This is a genomic window from Streptomyces sp. NPDC031265, from assembly GCF_055570295.1.
Window position 1 is genome coordinate 1 of record NZ_JBVIHM010000017.1, and the last position, 18527, is coordinate 18527.

Annotated in this window: 17 protein-coding genes; 6 read left to right on the plus strand and 11 right to left on the minus strand. The window is 71.8% G+C overall.

The features are described 5' to 3' along the window. Nucleotides 1-194 precede the first annotated feature (194 nt). Nucleotides 195-3125 carry a hypothetical protein gene (locus ACZ499_RS24335; RefSeq protein ID WP_468677858.1) on the plus strand — a complete coding sequence of 977 codons (2931 nt, stop codon included), beginning with the start codon at nt 195-197 and terminating at the stop codon, nt 3123-3125. Between the two features lie 79 nt (nt 3126-3204). Here the strand turns inward: ACZ499_RS24335 and ACZ499_RS24340 are convergent, their stop codons facing one another. From ACZ499_RS24340 to ACZ499_RS24350, 3 genes are all read right to left on the minus strand, one after another. Further along, nucleotides 3205-3399 carry a hypothetical protein gene (locus tag ACZ499_RS24340; RefSeq protein WP_468677860.1) on the minus strand — a complete coding sequence of 65 codons (195 nt, stop codon included), beginning with the start codon at nt 3397-3399 and terminating at the stop codon, nt 3205-3207. A 45-nt stretch (nt 3400-3444) separates the two neighbouring features. After that, nucleotides 3445-4653 carry an alcohol dehydrogenase catalytic domain-containing protein gene (locus ACZ499_RS24345; protein ID WP_468677862.1) on the minus strand — a complete coding sequence of 403 codons (1209 nt, stop codon included), beginning with the start codon at nt 4651-4653 and terminating at the stop codon, nt 3445-3447. 113 nt (nt 4654-4766) lie between these two features. Next, nucleotides 4767-5369: a GNAT family N-acetyltransferase gene (locus tag ACZ499_RS24350; RefSeq protein ID WP_468677864.1), complete on the minus strand. Its 603-nt coding sequence runs from the start codon at nt 5367-5369 to the stop codon at nt 4767-4769. Here ACZ499_RS24350 and ACZ499_RS24355 point away from each other — a divergent pair. Further along, a complete protein-coding gene (locus ACZ499_RS24355) occupies nt 5359-5640 on the plus strand; it encodes a hypothetical protein (RefSeq protein WP_468677866.1) in 282 nt (93 codons plus the stop codon). The genes ACZ499_RS24350 and ACZ499_RS24355 overlap by 11 nt on opposite strands. Before the next feature lie 26 nt (nt 5641-5666). On the opposite strand, the gene ACZ499_RS24360 is transcribed toward ACZ499_RS24355, so the two are convergent. From ACZ499_RS24360 to ACZ499_RS24395, 8 genes are all read right to left on the minus strand, one after another. Continuing rightward, nucleotides 5667-5933, minus strand: a complete 267-nt coding sequence (locus ACZ499_RS24360; protein WP_468677867.1) for a hypothetical protein — start codon at nt 5931-5933, stop codon at nt 5667-5669. A 331-nt stretch (nt 5934-6264) separates the two neighbouring features. Further along, the gene (locus ACZ499_RS24365) at nt 6265-7104 is read right to left on the minus strand and encodes an alpha/beta fold hydrolase (protein ID WP_468677870.1); all 840 of its coding nucleotides are present in this window, start codon (nt 7102-7104) and stop codon (nt 6265-6267) included. 223 nt (nt 7105-7327) lie between these two features. After that, nucleotides 7328-7762, minus strand: coding sequence for a hypothetical protein (locus ACZ499_RS24370; protein WP_468677872.1), 435 nt, complete (start codon nt 7760-7762; stop codon nt 7328-7330). A gap of 116 nt (nt 7763-7878) precedes the next feature. Further along, nucleotides 7879-8067, minus strand: coding sequence for a hypothetical protein (locus ACZ499_RS24375; RefSeq protein WP_468677874.1), 189 nt, complete (start codon nt 8065-8067; stop codon nt 7879-7881). Further along, on the minus strand, nt 8067-8489 hold the full coding sequence (locus ACZ499_RS24380) for a hypothetical protein (protein WP_468677875.1): 423 nt from the start codon (nt 8487-8489) through the stop codon (nt 8067-8069). Before ACZ499_RS24380 ends, ACZ499_RS24375 begins: the two co-directional genes overlap by 1 nt. A 45-nt stretch (nt 8490-8534) precedes the next feature. Continuing rightward, nucleotides 8535-9998 (minus strand): sensor histidine kinase, encoded by a 1464-nt coding sequence (locus ACZ499_RS24385; RefSeq protein ID WP_468677877.1) that lies wholly within the window; start codon nt 9996-9998, stop codon nt 8535-8537. Continuing rightward, entirely contained in the window at nt 9995-10690 is a 696-nt protein-coding gene (locus ACZ499_RS24390) for a response regulator transcription factor (protein ID WP_468677879.1), read from the minus strand. Before ACZ499_RS24390 ends, ACZ499_RS24385 begins: the two co-directional genes overlap by 4 nt. Before the next feature lie 79 nt (nt 10691-10769). Beyond that, nucleotides 10770-11651 carry a GNAT family N-acetyltransferase gene (locus ACZ499_RS24395; RefSeq protein WP_468677880.1) on the minus strand — a complete coding sequence of 294 codons (882 nt, stop codon included), beginning with the start codon at nt 11649-11651 and terminating at the stop codon, nt 10770-10772. A gap of 153 nt (nt 11652-11804) precedes the next feature. Between ACZ499_RS24395 and ACZ499_RS24400 the strand changes: the two genes are divergently transcribed. The 4 genes from ACZ499_RS24400 to ACZ499_RS24415 all read left to right on the plus strand — a co-directional run bounded on the left by ACZ499_RS24400 (nt 11805) and on the right by ACZ499_RS24415 (nt 18247). After that, on the plus strand, nt 11805-12413 hold the full coding sequence (locus tag ACZ499_RS24400) for a GNAT family N-acetyltransferase (RefSeq protein WP_468677882.1): 609 nt from the start codon (nt 11805-11807) through the stop codon (nt 12411-12413). Between the two features lie 267 nt (nt 12414-12680). Further along, nucleotides 12681-15110, plus strand: coding sequence for an RICIN domain-containing protein (locus ACZ499_RS24405; protein ID WP_468677884.1), 2430 nt, complete (start codon nt 12681-12683; stop codon nt 15108-15110). A 50-nt stretch (nt 15111-15160) separates the two neighbouring features. After that, nucleotides 15161-17047: an ABC transporter ATP-binding protein gene (locus tag ACZ499_RS24410; RefSeq protein ID WP_468677886.1), complete on the plus strand. Its 1887-nt coding sequence runs from the start codon at nt 15161-15163 to the stop codon at nt 17045-17047. Between the two features lie 468 nt (nt 17048-17515). Further along, on the plus strand, nt 17516-18247 hold the full coding sequence (locus ACZ499_RS24415; RefSeq protein ID WP_468677888.1) for a hypothetical protein: 732 nt from the start codon (nt 17516-17518) through the stop codon (nt 18245-18247). Nucleotides 18248-18527: the final 280 nt, after the last annotated feature.

Below are 18527 nucleotides of genomic sequence, written 5' to 3' on the forward strand. Positions count from 1 at the left end.
TTCTTACCTCCTTCTTAGGGTTGTGTCGACCCCCCCCCCCCCCCGCCACCCCCCCCCCCCCCCCCCCCCCACAGGGAACCCGGCCCTCCCAAACCACGCCCTAGACCCGCGCGTACCGTCCCGGTGGTCCACGGCCGGGGGACCGTGGACCACCGGGACGGTACGCACCACGACCGACCTCACGAGGTGACCCGATGCCTCACTCCTCGCAGCCGTCCCCGACGGCTGCCCGGCCCGCCCGGCCCGTCACGGCCAAGCAGGGGTTCCTGCGGGCCTGGGCAGCGCTCGTTCCGGCGGCGCTCGGAGGCGCCTACTTCCTGTGGCGCGCCCCGGACGTCGACATCGCCCGGCTCCAGCTCGCCGGTACGGCCACGGCGGCCAAGCAGGTGTACGACGGGCACGCCCCGGCCTTCCGGGACGCGCTGGTGGCCCACATGGTGTGGGTCGCCTGCGGCACCGCGACGCTGCTGCTCGTGTTCCTGATCGGGCACCACGCGTACTCCGGGCGGCGTGGCCGTCAGGTCTCCCACTGGGCGATGATCGCCACGTTCGCCGGTGCGGTGTTCGGTCTGGTCGAAAACGGTCTGCTCGTCGGCGCGTTGAGGGTGCACGGCGCCGTCGGTGACTGGCCGTTCGCCACGGCCACGGCGCTGGAGACCGTCAAGTGGCCGATGCTCGGGGCCTCCACGGTCGTGGGCGCGATGGTGTGGGCCACCACGGTCTCCCGCGCGGGCAGGGGGACGTGGAAGGAGGTCGCGAGCGGGCGCGAGCAACCCGCGAACGCGGACGCCGACGACGAGCACCCCCACGCGGACGACGACGCGCCCACCCCGTCGCCCCACCACGAACACCCCACCTCCACCCCCGAGGTGGTTCCCCCGTGGCCCGTCGCGGAGGCCGACGGGCGGGTCTGGCCGACCGGGGTCATCCATCCGCACGCCGAGCCGGGCGTCCCCTCGGCGCACTGGCGCTACCAGAGCACGACGGCCCCCGGCCGACAGCACGCGAAGCTCGGCTTCTGCGTCTCCGGGGGCGGCATCCGCTCGGCCACCGTCACCCTCGGCGCCCTCCAGGCGCTGCGCCGGTCGCTGCGCGAGGCCCGGTACCTGGTCTCCGTCTCCGGCGGCGGTTACACGGTCGGCGCGATGCAACTCGCCCTGAACGACACCCTCACCTCCAGGGACGTGTTCGCCCCCGGCTCGCCCGAGGAGGACCATCTGCGGCGGCACTCCAAGTACGTCGCCGATGGCACCGGACAGTGGATGGTCGCCCTCGGAGTGCTGCTGCGCGGTCTGCTCGCGTCCCTGTTCCTGCTGGCCGTCGCGACCGGCACCATCGGGCTGGTGCTGAGCTGGGCGTACCACGAGGTGCCGGTGACCGACCTGACCCACCTCGCCAAGCCCGGCATTCGCTTCTGCGCCCACTGCACGGCCACGCCACCGCGCCCGTCGTTCCGCGACCCGGCGGTGTGGACGGTCGCGTACACGCTCGTCGCCACCGCCGGGATCTGGCTGCTGTGGCTCGCCGCGTACGTCTGGGACCGCGCCGACCAGGTGGCCCGCTGGCTGGCCCGGGCCTTCCAGGCGTTCGTGGTGCTGACACTCGCGCTGACCGCCGTGGTCGTCGTGCTCCCGCTGCTCGCCTGGTCGGCGGTCTACCTCCAGACCCGGCACCAGATCAGCCGCCCCGACGCCACGGTGGGCGCGGGCGTGACCGTACTGGTCACCTATGTCGCGGCGCTGGTGGGCACCCTGTGGCGGCGGCGCCAGACCGTGCGCTCGGGTCTGTCCAAGGTGATGGAGGTCGTGCGGGGGCGGTCGGGCCTGAGCCGTGCCGTGCCCAACGGCCTGCTGCAGTATCTGATGGTGTGGGTCGTGCTGGTCGTGCTCGCGGTCGTCTTCCTGTTCATCCTCGGCTGGACGACGGCAACCGGCTGGGCCTGGCCGCTGTGGATGCGGATCTGCGTCCCGGCCGTGCTGCTGTTCATCGGCTCGCTCCTGGACCAGACGTGGATGAGCCTGCACCCCTTCTACCGCCGCCGGCTCGCCTCCGCGTTCGCCGTACGCCGGGAGATCCTGCCCGGCACGCACGGTACGCAGGTGGCCCGGCCGTACGACTTCGCCACCGAGACCACCACGCTCAGCGAGTACGGCGCGCGCAAGGAGCACTTCCCCCAGGTCATCTTCGCCGGCGCGGCGAACCTCTCCGGCAGCGACCGCACACCGCCCGGCCGCCGGGCGGTCTCCTACACGCTCTCCCACGACTACGTCGGCGGACCCGATGTGGGCTACGCCTGCACCGCCTGTCTGGAGCAGCGCTCCAAGCGGCACATCGCGCGGGACCTGACCGTCCAGTCGGCCATCGCGATCTCGGGTGCGGCCTTCGCCTCGGCCATGGGGGCCCAGGCCCGCACCTTCCAGACGCTGTTCGCCCTCTCCAACGCACGGCTGGGCAGCTGGCTGCCCAACCCCGGCGCGCTCGCCGAGCAGTGGAACACCCCGCGCTGGCCGTCGCCCCCGGCGCCGCTGATCCGCCGACTGCCGTATCTGCTGCGCGAGGTGTTCGGCCGCTACCCGATGGACGACCGGCTGCTGCTGGTGACCGACGGCGGCCACTACGAGAACCTCGGCCTGGTCGAGCTCCTGCGGCAGGGTGTACGGACGGCGGTCTGCATCGACGCGAGCGGAGACATCCCGCCCTTCGCCACCACCCTGGCCCAGGCGATCGCGCTCGCCCACGAGGAACTGGGCATCACCATCACCCTGCACGAGCCGACCGGCCTGGTCCCCGGCAGCAGCGACCCGCTCCAGCCCCCCAGTGTGCTCTCCGAGCTCAACGCCCGGCTGTCCCGTACGTCGGTGGTCACCGGCGACATCACCTACCCCGAGGACCTGGACATCGACGGCCACCGGGACCGCCGCGGCACCCTGATCGTGGCCCGCACCACGCTGACGAAGGACCTGCCGTACGAACTGCTCTCGTACGCGGCGGCCAACCCGGTCTTCCCACACGACAGCACCAGTGACCAGTGGTTCGACCACCGGCAGTTCGACGCGTACCAGGCCCTCGGGCGCTGTATGGGGGAGCGGGTGCAGGAACTGATCGACGGGGCGGAGGCGTCCTGAGGGGGAGCGGCTCCAAGACGGGGGAACGATGATGGCGGGCACGGCCGAACAGGGCGAGCGTCGCGGCCCAGGCGCGGTGTCAGGAGCCGCCGATCAGACAGGCGGCGACGGCGGTGAAGCCGAGCATGACGATCGCGCCCACCCAGACCGTGTACTGCGCGATTGCGGCGCCCAGCGCTGTGCCACCGGGTATGAGAAGCGCCCACATCGCGGAGTTGAGCGCCCTGCGACCGCGGACGCCTTCCCGCGACCGCTCCACCCCTACGACACTCATGCCGCCTGCCCCCGTCCGCCCAGCCGGTCAACGGGGACAGCCCAGTCAGGGTCGCATGAGGATCTTGACGGCGCCGTCGGCCCCGCGGTCGAAGATGTCGTACGCGTGCGGAGCCTGCTCCAGCGGGAGGTGGTGGGTGGCGAAGTCGTCCACGCCGAGCGGGTCGTCGTCGGCGAGGAACGACATGATGTCGTCGCTCCAGCGGTTGACGTTGGTCCGGCCCGTGCGCAGCTGGACGTGCTTGTCGGACAGCGTCATCAGCGGCAGGGGGTCGGCGGTCCCGCCGTAGTCGCCGCCCAGCGAGATGGTGCCGCCCCGGCGGACCAGGGCGATCGCCAGATGGAGGGCGGCCGACCGGTCGGCGCCGGTCGTGGCGGTACGCCGCGCGGCCCGGCCCTGCGGCGGGGCGGTTCCGGACACCTGCTGGGCGAGGGCCAGCTGGCCGAGCAGACCGTCGTGGGCCTCGGTGCCGACGGCGTCGATCACCGAGTCGGGCCCCCGGCCGAACGTATGGGTGCCGATCGCGGCGATCAGCTCGTCCTGGCTTTCGTAGTCACCCGGATCGAACACCTCCACGCCCCGCTTGCGCGCCCGCGCCAGCCGCTCGGGCACCACGTCGACGCCGATGGCGTGCGCGGCGCCGCGTTGCAGGGCGATCCGGCAGGCCATGTCGCCGAGGGGGCCGAGGCCGAGCCCGGCGACCGTACCGGCCGGCGGAATGTCCGCGTACTGGACCGCCTGCCAGGCGCTCGGCAGTACCTCGGAGAGGTAGACGAAACGGTCGTCCGGCGGGCCCTCGGGCACCCGGATCGGCCCGAACTGGGCCTGCGGCACGCGCAGATACTCCGCCTGCGCGCCCGGTACCGAGCCGTACCGCTCGCCGTGGCCGAAGAGCGCGGCTCCGGTGTCGTGGTCCGGGTCGTGGGTCGTCCGGCACTGCGCGGGCAGCCCCGCCGAGCACATCCAGCAGTGTCCGCAGGCGATGTGGAACGGCACGACGACCCGGTCGCCGGGCTTGAGGTCCGGCACCTCGGAGCCGGTCTCCTCGACGATCCCGATGGCCTCGTGGCCGAGGATCTCTCCCGGTTCGACGAAAGGGGCGAGGGTGTCGTGCTGCTCGTACAGACGGAGGTCGAAGTCGCACAGTCCGGTCGAGGTGACGCGCACGATCGCGTCGGTGCGCTCCTGGATCACCGGGTCCGGCACGGTCTCCACCCGGACATTCCGCTTGCCCTGCCACGTCACAGCCCTCATCGGCGGTCCCTCCCCATCCTCGCTCGTGCGTCGCGGGACCGCCCGGGTACCCGTACCCGGCCGCGGGCAACGGTGGGTTCACGCCATTGGCGCGACGCCACGGCCCGGCAGGGTCACCCGGGCTGTGTCGGCTGCCGCATGGCGGGGCGCCGCGGGTCGCGTACGTCCGAAGCCGCGCCTGTGGCCGTGGCCGCGCGGCTCTGGGTGCAGGTCAGTACCCGGGTCGTACTGCCGTCGTCCTCCGTGATGTCCCGGACGTGCTCGAACCCCATCTTGGCCAGCACCGCCAGTGACGCCGTGTTCGGCGCGGCCACGGTGGCGTGCACCTCGGTCAGCCCGAGGGTGTCGAAGCCGTAGGCGACGATGGCCCGGGCCACCTCCACGCCGAGGCCGGAACCCCACGCGTCGGGGGCCAGCGCATAGATGATCTCGTGCCCGTCGACCACGTCGGTCGGTTTGATCTCGGCATGCCCGACCAGCCGCCCGTTCCGGCGAACGGCCCAGACGTCGAACCGCTCCTCGGCATAGACCTTGGTGAAGATCCGCCCGAACAGGGCCCGGTCGTCCGCTTCGGACGTAGGCCCGTCCCCCATCCACCGGGAGACCCTGGAGTCCTGGAACAAGGCGACGAAGCTCTCCTCGTCCTCGGGGGTGTACCGCTCAAGGAGCAGACGCTCGGTACGCAGCGTGGGCGTGGAAGCCGGAGTGGAAGTCACGAGTGGTGACGCTACGCACGCCGCCCCCGGACCGCCAAACGTTTTTCACAGCGGGGGAGCTGGGGGAGCGGTTGAGGAAGGAGGCGGGGCGGCGGGCGGGCGCCGCGAAACTCCGTCATGGCCGACCGACGCGATCGAGGCGTTCCCCGACGCCCTGCCCGGACTGCGCGCCTCGCACATCCTCGACGGCCGCGGCCACAGGATCCAGCAGGAGCGCCCCGACGAGGTCAACCGGCACCTGACCGACTGCCTCGCCACGCTGCCCGCTTGACCTTGCCCGGTCATGACCCTGCCCGGTCACATGTGGGAGGCGGTCATCGCCATGGCGAGCACGATGGTCACCAGCGCCAGGCTCATCATGGCCGCCCGCGCGTGACTCATCCGGTCGCTCTCCCACCCCGTGCCGGAGGCGCCGGCCAGCCTTGAGGCCCGCCGGTCCGCCTCACGCAGCCGGGTGCACCATTCGCAGTCGAATCCCGGGCGGGCTGGTGTGGACAGCCAGTAGGCCCCGGTCAGTTCGGCCCGGTGCGCGGTTTCCGGGCCCTGTGCAGCGTCCCTGTCCATGCCCGGTTCAACGCCGGAGCGCGGCCGCGGGAATGCTCGCGTCCGGTTTCGCGATCAAATCGTTGCCACCGCGACTGATGGAGCGTGCGTACACGAGACCGTTCTCCGCCCCTTTGTGCGCCACCGGGGGAGCGATTGTGGCTGGCGGTTCACTGTCGGCGGGCGGGGCGCGCCTGCGATGGTGGTGGCAGGGCTTCGAAGTGGCCGCGCCCGTCCGTCGGTACGGCCGCTCGCGTGCCGGGGACGCAGGGTTCCCCTCCTCGTGCGTCCCCGACACCCGGTGCCCGCTCCGCGGTCCGCGGAGCGGGCACCGACGGCTTGCCCGGAGGCGTCAGTCCAGGAACGCGCCGGTGGTCGTCACGAACCGCTCGGCGTCGTCGAGCCAGGGGAAGTGCCCGGCCCCCGGCTGAACGACCAGCTCGGCGTGCGGGAACACCTCGACCAGCTCGGCCATCGCGCGCGGCGGCGAATTGAGATCGACCTCCCCGGCCAGCAGCAGGACGTGCGAGGCGAGCCGCGCGAGCGCCGCCCGTGTGGCCTCGGGATCGAAGGCGCCCTCGCCCCCGAAGGCCGCCGCGGCCTCCCCGTTCTTCTGCCCGTCCTCGGCAGCCTTGTGGGCCCGGGCCGCCTCGTCCCAGCGCCCGTACCAGAACGGCGCGACGGCAGGCCACGAGTCAGCCGTCGCCTTCCCGGCGAAGATCGCCTCCAGAGCCGCGAACGCCTCCGGGAACCACGGCTCCTCCCGGCGCAGCAGCGCCGTCTCGCGCCGGACCTCACCCGACACCGCGATGCCGAGAGCCGCCACACTGGGCGTGATCAGGGCGAGCCTGCCGACGCGCTGCGGATGACGCTCCGCGTACCGCACGGCCAGATTCGTACCTGCGGAATGCGCGAGCAGATCCACCCGGTCGAGGCGCAAGTGCTCGCGCAGCGCCTCGACATCGTCGACGAGCCGGTCGCAGCGGTACGAGGCGGTGTCCTCCGGAGCAGATGAATCACCGGTTCCCCGAAGGTCCAGCATGATCAGCCGCCGGTGCGCGGAGAGACCACCGAGCTCCCCGAGGTACATGGAGGCCTGCATCGGTCCGCCGGGCAGGCAGATCAGCGGGGGCCCGTCCCCGAATACGTGGTAGGCAAGTTTGGTTCCGTCATAAGCGGAGAACGTAGGCATGGCGGAGACTCTGGCAGGAGCGCCGGGGCCGGGCAACCGGGTTCCTCGTCCACCGGCCGTCGGCCCGTGCTGTCCTGGCCGCCGCGCCGGTGGTGATCTCGCCCGGGGAGTACACGCCCTAGCCCGCGAAGTCCAGCATCTGGGCCTGCGGGGCGCCGGTGGTCTCCCTGTACCGCAGGGTGTCGGCGGGTTCGCGTGTCCCGTCCGGCTCCCCGCGCGCCAGTCACTCGTCGACGTCCTCGATGAGCGCGGGGTGGCAGGTGTAGATCGCATTGATCAGGTCCGTCACCGCTGCCTGTTCGTCCTCGGCGAGCATGAGGCGCAGCACCCACTCGGCTGCCTGTGTGTCCCGTATACGGTCGTGCACGGCCGCCCGGTTCGCTTCGAGGCCGTCTTCGGTGCCCCGCGGCGCTTGAACGTGTCGGCGCACGATCCGCATCTGGCGCCGGACGGTGTCCACGCACAGGAACCGGTCCGCGTACGCGGCGCGTTTGCGGGCGATCGTCTCGGCCTCCTGCTGCGAAACGAGCTGCAAACGCGCCACGTTGAGCTGCCCGCGGGCGGAGACGCGGGTACTCGCCCATGTGGTGAGGGCGCCGACGATCGCACCGCTGGCGTCCAGACCCGCGCCGACGACCACCGCCCACTGTCCGTCCATAGAGCAGACGTCAAGGCGCGGCGGGGCAGTTGCAGGGGTTGTTTGCGGACCTTCGCAGGCGTTTCGGGGCCGAAGGGCGGGCCGCCGTCACGGACGGCCCGCTCGCCGGACCGTCCCTAGTTGTCCCCCTTGGCATCCGTGTCCGCGGCCGCCGCTGCCGACTCCGCCGCGCCGACCTTCTGCTCCATCTGCTGCTCCGTGCCCGAGGGCGAGTCAGACCGGGCGTGGGAGTGGGAGCAGGCCGTGGCGAGCGCGGCGGTCAGAGCCACCGCCGCCACGGTGTGCAGGACCGCGCGGACACGCATCACTTCGTCCCGCTGTTGTTGGCCTTGCACCAGGCGGCCACGTCCTTGAGGTCTTTCTGGCGTTGCTGAAGGGTCGTCACCAATCCCTTCCGGTACGTGAGTTTGTCGCCGAGGTAGGTCTCGATCGCTTTGTGGTCCTCCTTCTTCGCGTTGTCGACCCGCTGTTGCAGCCGGGCCACCGAACCCACGGTGTTCACACCGCCGTTGAGCCGGTCGAGCGAGCGGCCCAGGCGCGCCGCGACCTTGGGTGCGCGCTTGCAGACACCCTTGGCCCCGTCGCTCTTGGGCGCCTCGGCCGTGGTGCGCGGGGTCTTGGAGGGGGTCGCGTTCGCGAAGGCGCTCGGCGCGGTGACGGTCAGTACGGCCGTCGCGGCCAGCGCGACCGCGGCCACCCGGCGGCGGGGCGAGAAGGGTTTGTTCATGGTTGCTGCCTCCCGTTCCACAGGATTGGTTCCAACAACGGGAGGCTAGGAAGGCTCTTTGTGGAAACTCTGTGACCGGGCGGCCGTGAGCGTCAGCCAGTCCCGCTGGAGGGGGAGTGCGCCGCTCTGGGACAGGGCCCGCGCGGGCAGTCGTACCGTGCAGCTGGTGCCCACGTTGCCCGGCCCCTCGCCCAGTTCGATGGTCCCGCCGTGCAGCGCCGCCTGCTGGGCGGCCAGCGTGAGGCCGAGTCCGGAGCCGGTGCTGCCGGGACCCCGGCGGAAGCGCCGGAACACCTCCTGGCGGGCGTCGGGCGGGATGCCCGGGCCCCGGTCGTCCACGGTGATCAGCACGTGCGCGTCCTCCCGGCGGACGGCCACGGCGATCTCGGCCCGGCCCTGTGCGTCCCTGCCGTGCGCGAGCGCGTTGCCGACGAGGTTGTCGAGCAGGATCCGGATGCCGGGCTCCCAGCAGTGCACCGGCGCGGGCTCCGCGTCCAGGGTGATCCGGGCGTCCGGCGCCCGCCGCCGGGCCTCGGCCACCGCCGCGTCCGCGGTCTCCGCGACGTCGAGCAGGCGGAACGCGTCCGGCTCCACCAGATCGCCACGCCCCAGTTCCCGCAGCGCGACCAGCATGCCGAGCAGCCGCGCGTGCTCCGCCCGCAGCTCGTCGACGACCGCGGCGCGTTCGGCCTCCGGCAGTCCGGGAAGGGCCAGGACGTCGAGGTTGGTGCCCATGCTCATCAGCGGATTGCGCAGCTCGTGCGAGGCGGCCGCGGAGAAGGATCGGGCCGTGTCGAGTGCCTGGGCGGTGCGGGCGGCCTGTTCGTCGTAGCGGGCCAGCACGGTCTGGAGGGTGGCGGCCAGGTCGTCGACCTCGGTGACCCGGGTCGGCCGGTGTTCGAGCCGTACCGCGCTCGTACGGGGGTCGAGGCCCGCCGCCTGTCGGCGCAACCGGCGCAGCGGGCGGGTCGCACCGCTCGCGACGGCCCAGGCGAGCAGCGCGGAGAGCGGGGCGGCGAGCAGGGCGGTGGTCACCGTCCGCCTTCGTACGAGGCCGAGTCGGGCCCGGTTCGCGGTGTCCGGCGCGAACACCCACAGGGTGCCGGACACCTGCGGCCCCTTGACCGGCAGAGCGTACGCCCGCCAGCTGCGGCCCGCGCCCCGCACGGTCACCGGCCCCTTTCCGGCGTCCGGCAGGGGAACCGACGCGTCGGGCTGCGGACCGCCGCTGAACGTCCCGTCGGGCCCGGTCAGCCGTACGCCCACGTCGAGTGCCGCGTTGAAGAGCTTGCGCTGACGGTTCTCCTCGGCGGTGGGCTGGTCGTTGGCCGCGGCGCGCAGCAGCGTGCGGGCGTCGTGGGCGATCGCGGTGGCCCGGGTCCGCAGATGGCTGTCCTCCTCGCGGTGCAGATCGCGGGCGACGAGCGTGAGCAGCAGCCAGCCGCAGGCCAGCACGAGTACCGGTACGGCCACGCCCACCGCCAGGGCGATCCGGGTGGACAGTTTCACGGCCGCTCCCGCAGGACGAAACCCACCCCGCGCACGGTGTGGAGGAGACGGGGAGCACCGTCCGCCTCCAGCTTGCGGCGCAGATAGCTGACGAAGGTGTCCACCGCGTCGGTGCGTACGTCGACGTCGTACCCCCAGACCCGTTCGAGCAGCTGGTCGCGGCTGAGGACGAGGCCGGTGTTGCGGGCGAGGACTTCGAGGAGTTCGTACTCGCGCCGGGTGAGGTCGAGGAGGCGTCCGTCGCGGTGTGCGGTACGGGCCGCCGGGTCGACGACGAGACCGCAGGCCCGGACCACGTCGTGCTCGGCGGGCGGGCGGCGGCGCAGCAGCGCGTGCAGCCGCAGCACCAGCTCCTGGAGCGCGAACGGCTTGACCAGATAGTCGTCGCCGCCCGCCTGGAGCCCGGCGATGCGGTCGGCGGTCTCGTCGAGCGCCGACAGCATCAGCACGGGCAGGTCGTGCCCGGCGCTCCGCAGGGCCGTACACACCTCGATGCCGCTCATGCCCGGCATGGAGACGTCGAGCACCAGCACATCGGGGGGCATCTGCCCGACGGCGGCGAGCGCGGCCCGCCCGCCGTCGGCGGTGCGCACCCGGAAGCCGCTGAGCCGCAGCCCCCGCTCCAGCGAGCGGCGCACCGCGTCGTCATCGTCGACGACCAGAACGTCCCCGGGACGGTTCGGACCGCTCATCCGCCTCACCTCACTGCACGCTGTCGCGGGTGAGTCAGGGTACGGCGGCTTGCTGTGAGTCCCGGGCCGGAAGGCTCGCCTACAGGTCGAGCTGGTACTCGTGGGCGGCGTGCGTCGGCAGATAGCCGAGCGTGTCGTTGATGTGACGCATGTGCGGGTTGTTGTCCGCGGTGTCGGTCAGCAGCCCCGCGAGGTGGGGGTGGCTCTCGCGGGCCTGGTGGATGGAGGCGGCCTTCATCCAGTGGGCGAGACCGTGGCCGCGGTGTTCGGGCAGCACGGCGGTGCCGTAGTGCTGGGCGTCGCCGGTGCCGTCGCCCGGGACCACGAGTTCGGTGAATCCGACGATCGAGCCGTCCGACTCGTCGACGGCCGCGACGGTGTGCAGGGTCTCGCCGCGCTTGGCGACGGCCGCGGCCGCCGCCTTCACGCGGTCGAGGTCCCAGACCACAGTGCCGAAGTCGGTGGCGCCCATCGGCATGTCGTCCATGGCCCGGCGCGACGCCACGAAGGTGTCGGCGAGCTCGTCGGGCACCGTCCCGTCCCAGGACGTCAGCCGGTAGCCGGGGTGCGGCGTCCCGATGGCCTTGGTGAGGGACGAGAGGTCCGCGTCGGCCAGCGGCAGCCGGGTGTAGGTCAGGGTCAGTACCTTGCCGAAACCCCGGGCGGCGAGGAACGCGTCGCCGGGGGAGTCCGCCGTCGCCTGCGCGATCACGCTGCGACGGCCGTCCCGGCGCGCCGCCTCGACGGCCGCTTCGAGCAGCCGCGAACCCACGCCTCCGCGCCGCTCGGCCGGGTGGACCTGGACGTCCAGTTCGGCGAGGTGGTCCTGCCCGGGCCGGGTGAACAGCCGCAGGAACGCGGATCCGACGGGCGCGCCCTCGGCCCCGGACGCCAGCCAGGCGAGCCTGCGGCCGGCGGTGTTCTCGTCGGGGTCGGTCAGAGCGGTGATGCGCAGCGACAAGGTGTCTCCATGGCGAGAAGGGTGGAAGGGCGCGCGGCCGGGGGTGCGTTGCCCGGCAGCGGGCAGAGCTCGGGCGTCCACGTCGGTCGTCCCCGTCCCCTGACCTTCTAATTGCCGTGCGTGCGAGGCGTTCCGCAGCCTACGCTCGCGACCATGACATCACACGATCAGCGGGAAGGCTCCTCAATTACCTCCCCGATTTCTACCGCCGACGGTGAGTTGGTGATCCGTCACGAGACGGACGCGGATCACCCGGCGGTACGCGAGGTGCACACGCACGCGTTCGGGGACGGGCGGGTGCCCGGTCTGGTGGAGGCGCTGCGCACGGCACGGGCGCCGCTGGCCCCGATGTCCTTCGTCGCCACCCTCGCCGGCCGGGTGGTCGGGCACGTCCTGCTGAGCGCGGCGCGTCTGGACGCCCCGCGCCGGATCGTGGACGTCATGTCCCTCTCGCCGCTCGGTGTGCACCCCGACGCCCAGGGCCGGGGCATCGGCGCCCGCCTCATCGAGCACGCCCTCGCGGCGGCCGACGGGCAGGGGGTGCCGTTGGTGTTCCTGGAGGGATCACCGGTGTACTACCGCACGCGAGGCTTCGAGGCGGCGAGCCCGCTGGGCTTCCGCTCGCCGTCGCTGCGCATCCCCGACCCCGCGTTCCAGGTCGCCCGACTGTCCGCGCACGAGCCGTGGATGACGGGCACCTTCGTCTACTCGGAGACCTTCTGGGCCTTCGACTGTGTCGGCCTGCGCGACCCCGACGCCTGACGGCGGCTGCTGGAGGCCGTGCGTCGGCGGTCGGAGTACCTCGCCGTACCACGTACACCCGGGGGGCCCGCCGGCCGGCGGGCCCTTTCGCGTGCCCGCGCCCGCACGATGATCCGCACAAAGTCCCACACAACTACCGAGGCACGTCTGGGGCCTTGACGCCTCACCGTGGCCTTCCTAGTGTTTGCTGCTGCTTACTTGAGTTCGCTTGTGATCGAAAATGTGCGTGCATGTAGTTGTTTCCCTGTCAGAGAGGGTCGCACCACGATGAGATCCCTTCCCCGTACCCTGCTTGCAGTCCTTCTGCTGTGTCTGTCGTTGACCACCGTCCCGCAGGCGGCCGGCGCCGCCCCCAAGGCCGCCGCCGCCAACACCGACATCACCGTCGACGGCGCGTCCCCCGGCCGTATCTTCGACGGCGTCGGGGCGATCAGCGGAGGCGGTGGCAACACGCGGCTGCTGCTCGACTACCCCGAGCAGCAGCGCAGCCAGATCCTCGACTACCTCTTCAAGCCCGGCTACGGCGCCGCCCTGCAGATCCTCAAGGTCGAGGTCGGCGGCGACACCAACTCCACGGACGGCGCCGAATCCTCCATCGAGCACACCCGGTCCAGCGTCAACTGCTCCAACGGGTACGAGTGGTGGCTGATGGAGCAGGCCAAGGCCCGTAACCCCGGTATCAAACTCGCCGCACTCTCCTGGGGGGCACCCGGCTGGGTGGGCAACGGCAACTTCTGGTCCCAGGACATGATCGACTACCTGGTGTCCTGGCTCGGCTGCGCCAAGCAGCACAACCTCACCATCGACTACCTCGGCGGCTGGAACGAGCGCGGCTTCAACGCCGCCTGGTACAAGAACCTGCACGCGACCCTCGCCGCCAAGGGGTACGCCACCAAGGTCGTCGGCGCCGACGACGGCTGGCAGATCGCGACCGCCATGCGGGGCGACCGCGCGCTCAACGACGCCGTGGACATCGTCGGCGCCCACTACCCGTGCGGCTACATGTCCGCCATGACCAGTTGCTCGACCACCCCGGACGCGCTGGCCACCGGCAAACAGCTCTGGGCGAGCGAGAACGGCTCCGAGGACGCGGCGACCGGTGCCGCCCCGATGGCCCGTGCCATCAACCGCGGATACCTGGACGCGAAGATGACCGCCTTCATCAACTGGCCGGTGGTGGCCGCGCTCTACCCCAACCTCTCGTTCAACAGCATGGGCCTGGTGACGGCCAACCAGCCCTGGTCGGGCGCGTACAGCGTGGACCGCAGTGCCTGGGCGACCGCACAGACCACCCAGTTCACCGCCCCTGGCTGGCAGTACCTCGACACCGCCTCCGGCTACCTCGGCGGCAACCGTACCAACGGCAGCTACGTGAGCTATGCCGCGCCGGGCAAGGCCGCCTGGTCCACCGTGTTCGAGACGATGGACGCGACCGCCGCCCAGACCGTCACCCTGAAGGTCGCGGGCGGACTGCCGGCCGGCGCCCTGCACGTCTGGTCCACCGACTTCTCCAGCGACGGCGCCACCGCACACCTGGTGCCCGAACCCGACCTCACCGCCGCCTCGGGGACGTACCGGCTCACCCTCCAGCCCGGTCACCTCTACACCGTCACCACCACGACCGGACAGGGCGCGGGCACCGTCGCCTCGCCGCAGCGCGCCCCGCTCGCCCTGCCGTACGCGGACTCGCTGGCCGGGACCGCCACCGGGCAGGAGGCGCGGTACGTCGCCGCGATGAACGGCGCCTTCGAGACCGCGCCGTGCGCCGGCGGCCGCACCGGCCGCTGCCTGCGCCAGCAGGCACCGACCACACCCATCCGCTGGACCAACGAGTCCACGCCGCAGCCGTACGCGCTGATGGGTGACGTGAACTGGACCAACTACACCGTCCGTTCGGACGCTCTGCTCGAACAGCCCGGCGCGGTGGAACTGCTCGGCCGGGTCGGCACCCAGGGCCGCAACAACAACGGCCTCAACGCCTACCACCTCCGCGTCGCGGACACCGGCGCCTGGTCGCTGCTGCGCACCGACACGGCCTGGTCCTCCACCACCCTGGCCAGCGGTACGGCCACGGCACCGGGCCTGAAGACCTGGCACACCCTGGCCCTCACCTTCCAGGGCGCCACCATCACCGCGAAGCTCGACGCGACCACACTCGCCACCGTCACCGACAACAGCTACGGCGCGGGCCAGATCGGGCTCGGCACCGCCGGGTACTACGGCGCGCAGTTCGCCAACCTGAGCATCACCCCGGGCACCACGGCGCCGCTCGACGGCACGTACCAACTGGTCAACACCAACAGCGGCCAGCTCCTGGACGCGTCCGGGCAGGGCACCGCCGACGGAACCCCGATCATCCAGTGGACGGGCAACCAAGGCACCAACCAGCAGTGGAAGCTCGCCTCGACCGGGGACGGCTACTACACCGTCACCGGCGTGGCCAGCGGAAAACACCTCGACGTCCCCGGCCGGAGCGTCGTGCCGGGCACCCAGCTGGACCTGTGGGCCGCCAACGGCGGGACCAACCAGCAGTGGCGGGTGACCCCGGGCGTACGCGACTGCTACGTCCTGGAGTCCCGGCTCGACGGCCATCTGATGGACGTCAGCGGCGGCTCGCTCGCCCTGGGCGCCCAGGTGATCCAGTGGCCCGCGAACGGCGGTGCGAACCAGTGCTGGCGGCTGGTCAAGGTGGGCTGATTCGGTGGAACGCTTGACCTCAACTTAACTAGAGGTCGTACGTTTCTCGTATGAGTATGGAAGCCACCGCGTGGACACAGCTCCACAACGTCATCACCGCGCAGCAGGACCGACGTCCGTTCAACCGAGCCACCCTGCGACGCATCGCTGTGTTCGCGCGGCCCCACCGCCGCCGCATCGCCCTGTTCCTCCTGCTGAGCATCGCCACAGCACTCCTGGCGGTGGCCACCCCGCTCCTCGCCGGACGCGTCGTCAACGCGATCGTCGGCGGCGAGGAGACGGGGACCGTCACCCGTCTCGCACTGCTCATCGCCGCGATCGCCCTCGCCGAGGCGGCCCTGGGCCTGGTCGGCCGATGGCTGTCGTCGACGCTCGGCGAGGGGCTCATCCTCGACCTGCGCACCGCGGTCTTCGACCACGTCCAGCGCATGCCGGTCGCCTTCTTCACCCGGACCCGCACCGGGGCCCTCGTCAGCCGCCTCAACAACGACGTCATCGGCGCACAGCGAGCGTTCAGCAACACGCTCTCCGGCGTGGTCAGCAACCTCGTCACGCTCCTGCTCACCCTCGTCGTGATGCTCAGCATCTCCTGGCAGATCACCCTGCTCGCACTGGTGCTGCTGCCCGTGTTCGTGCTGCCCGCGCGCCGCATGGGGACCCGGATGGCGCGGCTGCAGCGCGAGGCCGCCGATCACAACGCCGCGATGGGCACCCGGATGACCGAGCGGTTCTCGGCGCCCGGCGCGACCCTGATCAAGCTGTTCGGGCGGCCCGCCGACGAGTCCGCCGAGTTCGCGGCCCGAGCCGGACGGGTGCGCGACATCGGCGTCCGTACGGCGATGGCGCAGTCCGCCTTCATCACCGCCCTCACCCTCGTCTCGGCCCTCGCGCTCGCCCTCGTCTACGGGCTCGGCGGCTACTACGCCCTGCACGGCAAGCTCGAAGCGGGCGCGGTCGTCGCCCTCGCCCTGCTCCTCACCCGCCTGTACGCGCCGCTCACCGCGCTTGCCGGGGCGCGCGTCGAGGTCATGAGCGCGCTGGTCAGCTTCGAGCGGGTCTTCGAAGTGCTCGACCTCAAGCCGCTGATCGCCGAGAAGCCGCAGGCCAAGGCGGTGCCGGACGGGCCGGTCGCGGTGGAGTTCGACGACGTACGGTTCGGCTACCCCTCGGCCGACAAGGTCTCCCTCGCCTCCCTCGAAGAGGTCGCGAGCCTCGACACCCGGGGCGGCGCCGAAGTACTGCACGGCGTCTCCTTCCGCGCCGAGCCCGGCCAGATGGTGGCCCTCGTGGGCTCCTCCGGCGCGGGCAAGTCGACGGTCGCCCAGCTGCTGCCCCGGCTGTACGACGCGGACGAGGGCGCGGTACGCCTCGGCGGCGTCGACGTACGGGATCTGACCGCCGACTCGATCCGCGACACGATCGGCATGGTCACCCAGGACGGCCACCTCTTCCACGAGTCGGTCCGCGCCAACCTGCTGCTCGCCCGCCCGGACGCCGAGGAGGAGGACCTCTGGGACGCCCTGCGCAGAGCCCGCCTGGACGGACTGGTCGCCTCCCTGCCCGACGGGCTCGACACCGTCGTCGGCGAACGCGGCTACCGGCTCTCCGGCGGCGAACGCCAGCGCCTGACCATCGCCCGCCTGCTCCTGGCCCGCCAGCGCGTCGTCATCCTCGACGAGGCCACCGCGCACCTCGACAACACCTCCGAGGCAGCCGTCCAGGAGGCTCTCAGTGAGGCCCTGGAGGGCCGCACCGCGGTCGTCATCGCCCACCGCCTCTCCACGATCCGTTCCGCCGACCTCATCCTGGTGGTGGAGAACGGCCGCATCGCGGAACGCGGCACCCACGACGAACTGCTGGCACTGGACGGCCGCTACCAGGAGCTGTACCGCACCCAGTTCGCACGGCCGGGGGGTGCACCCGCGGGGCTGGCCTGACGGATCTGGCGCGTGCGAGCAAGACGCACGTCACATTCGCGGCTGTCACAGCCTGCCGGGCTGTCCTGCGAGAGGGGCGGTGCCCACGCGTGCTCTGCTTTGGGGGCGCTCTCGCGGCAGCAGCGCACAAGTCCCGGACGAGCGGATTGGAGTCGCCACCGGGTGCCCCCGCCCCGCCCCGGCTCGTGCCGACCCCGCTGACCGGCCGGCGGCTGTTCCCCGCGGGCGCGTATGCGGCGCCGGCCGTGGCTTCGTGGGGGCTCGCGGTCGTGCGATGAGCGATCCGGGCGCAGACTGGAGATGTCCCCTCGGGGGCTGCTCACGGCATGCCCGGAGCCCACCATGTCTACTGCCCCAAGAATCCTCACGGTCGGAGCGGTGGCCGCTGCGCTGCCGCTGACACTCGTAGCACCTGCTGTCCCCACTGTCCCGCCTGTCCCCGCGGTGGCCGCGGCCTGCCAGGGCACTATGCCGACGACGGTCGTCGCCGGGTACGAAGGCCGGTACACGGAGTACAGCCAGGCCGCCAGACGACCCACCTGCTCGGTGCTCACCAATACGTCGCGGGACGGGGCGGTCCTGCTGATACAGAGCAGGGACGGCGTCGTCGAGCCGAAGATCCCCTCGGGCGACACCCTCAGCCAGTGGGCCGTCGAGAGTGCCAGGCAAGCCGCGCAGAACGTTGTGGCGCCAAACGGGACGGTCGTCCTGCCGGACGAATCGGTCATCCTCCACTACTCCTTGACGAACACGTTCACGGTCTCGATAGCCGACGTCCAGACCAACGCGGCGAGCAAGCTGGCCGACGGCATCGTTTCGTACGGCATCAAGAAGGCGCGCGCCGCCGGTCTCGGCCGCATCGAGAACCGGATAAACCTCCAGGACAACATCGTGGCGTGCGCCCAAGAGGCGAGCCGGGCATGGGGTGATGCTCAAGACAGCCGGACGCTTCCCGGCCTTGCGACTGTGCTCCAGGAGACCGAACAGGCGGTGTCCGGCCCCTGCAAGACGGCCTACGACACGATCAAGGACTTCGACACCCGGGCCCCCGAGCCCCTCCCCGAGCCCCGTGCTGCGCGACCGTGGCAGGAAACCATGGAGTGGGCACGCGCCTTCGATCGCCCCTACTGGGAGAACAGCCTGCATGAGGTCAGGACGGTGCCGCTCGGCGAGCTACTCCTCCGCCTCCACCTCCACTGAGCCTCTTAGGCCGCTGCCCGGCGCCCCCCGTCGAACCACTGGTAGGAAACCTTCCAGTCCGCTACGCTCCCCCGCGGCGGCTTGGCGCGGTGCCCGACCCTCGTGGGCATGACGCGCTCAGCGAGAGCTCTGACCCGGCTGCCGTGGCGCTGCCCCCCGCCCGCACGGGCAGGGGGGGGGGCCGCGCCACAGTGTCCCGCTCTCGCCGTCACCAAACCCCCACAGAGTCCAGGTGTGCTCTTTAACACCCCAGCCCCAATTCCCTTTCCGCGCGGGAGAA

Excerpts from the sequence above, each read along its gene's own strand:
- ACZ499_RS24365 (WP_468677870.1), bottom strand. The coding sequence starts at position 7,104 with ATGCCTACGTTCTCCGCTTATGACGGAACCAAACTTGCCTACCACGTA.
- ACZ499_RS24375 (WP_468677874.1), bottom strand. The coding sequence starts at position 8,067 with ATGCGTGTCCGCGCGGTCCTGCACACCGTGGCGGCGGTGGCTCTGACC.
- ACZ499_RS24410 (WP_468677886.1), top strand. The coding sequence starts at position 15,161 with ATGAGTATGGAAGCCACCGCGTGGACACAGCTCCACAACGTCATCACC.
- ACZ499_RS24415 (WP_468677888.1), top strand. The coding sequence starts at position 17,516 with ATGCCGACGACGGTCGTCGCCGGGTACGAAGGCCGGTACACGGAGTAC.
- ACZ499_RS24405 (WP_468677884.1), top strand. The coding sequence starts at position 12,681 with ATGAGATCCCTTCCCCGTACCCTGCTTGCAGTCCTTCTGCTGTGTCTG.
- ACZ499_RS24370 (WP_468677872.1), bottom strand. The coding sequence starts at position 7,762 with ATGGACGGACAGTGGGCGGTGGTCGTCGGCGCGGGTCTGGACGCCAGC.
- ACZ499_RS24400 (WP_468677882.1), top strand. The coding sequence starts at position 11,805 with ATGACATCACACGATCAGCGGGAAGGCTCCTCAATTACCTCCCCGATT.
- ACZ499_RS24335 (WP_468677858.1), top strand. The coding sequence starts at position 195 with ATGCCTCACTCCTCGCAGCCGTCCCCGACGGCTGCCCGGCCCGCCCGG.
- ACZ499_RS24345 (WP_468677862.1), bottom strand. The coding sequence starts at position 4,653 with ATGAGGGCTGTGACGTGGCAGGGCAAGCGGAATGTCCGGGTGGAGACC.
- ACZ499_RS24390 (WP_468677879.1), bottom strand. The coding sequence starts at position 10,690 with ATGAGCGGTCCGAACCGTCCCGGGGACGTTCTGGTCGTCGACGATGAC.
- ACZ499_RS24340 (WP_468677860.1), bottom strand. The coding sequence starts at position 3,399 with ATGAGTGTCGTAGGGGTGGAGCGGTCGCGGGAAGGCGTCCGCGGTCGC.
- ACZ499_RS24380 (WP_468677875.1), bottom strand. The coding sequence starts at position 8,489 with ATGAACAAACCCTTCTCGCCCCGCCGCCGGGTGGCCGCGGTCGCGCTG.
- ACZ499_RS24360 (WP_468677867.1), bottom strand. The coding sequence starts at position 5,933 with ATGGACAGGGACGCTGCACAGGGCCCGGAAACCGCGCACCGGGCCGAA.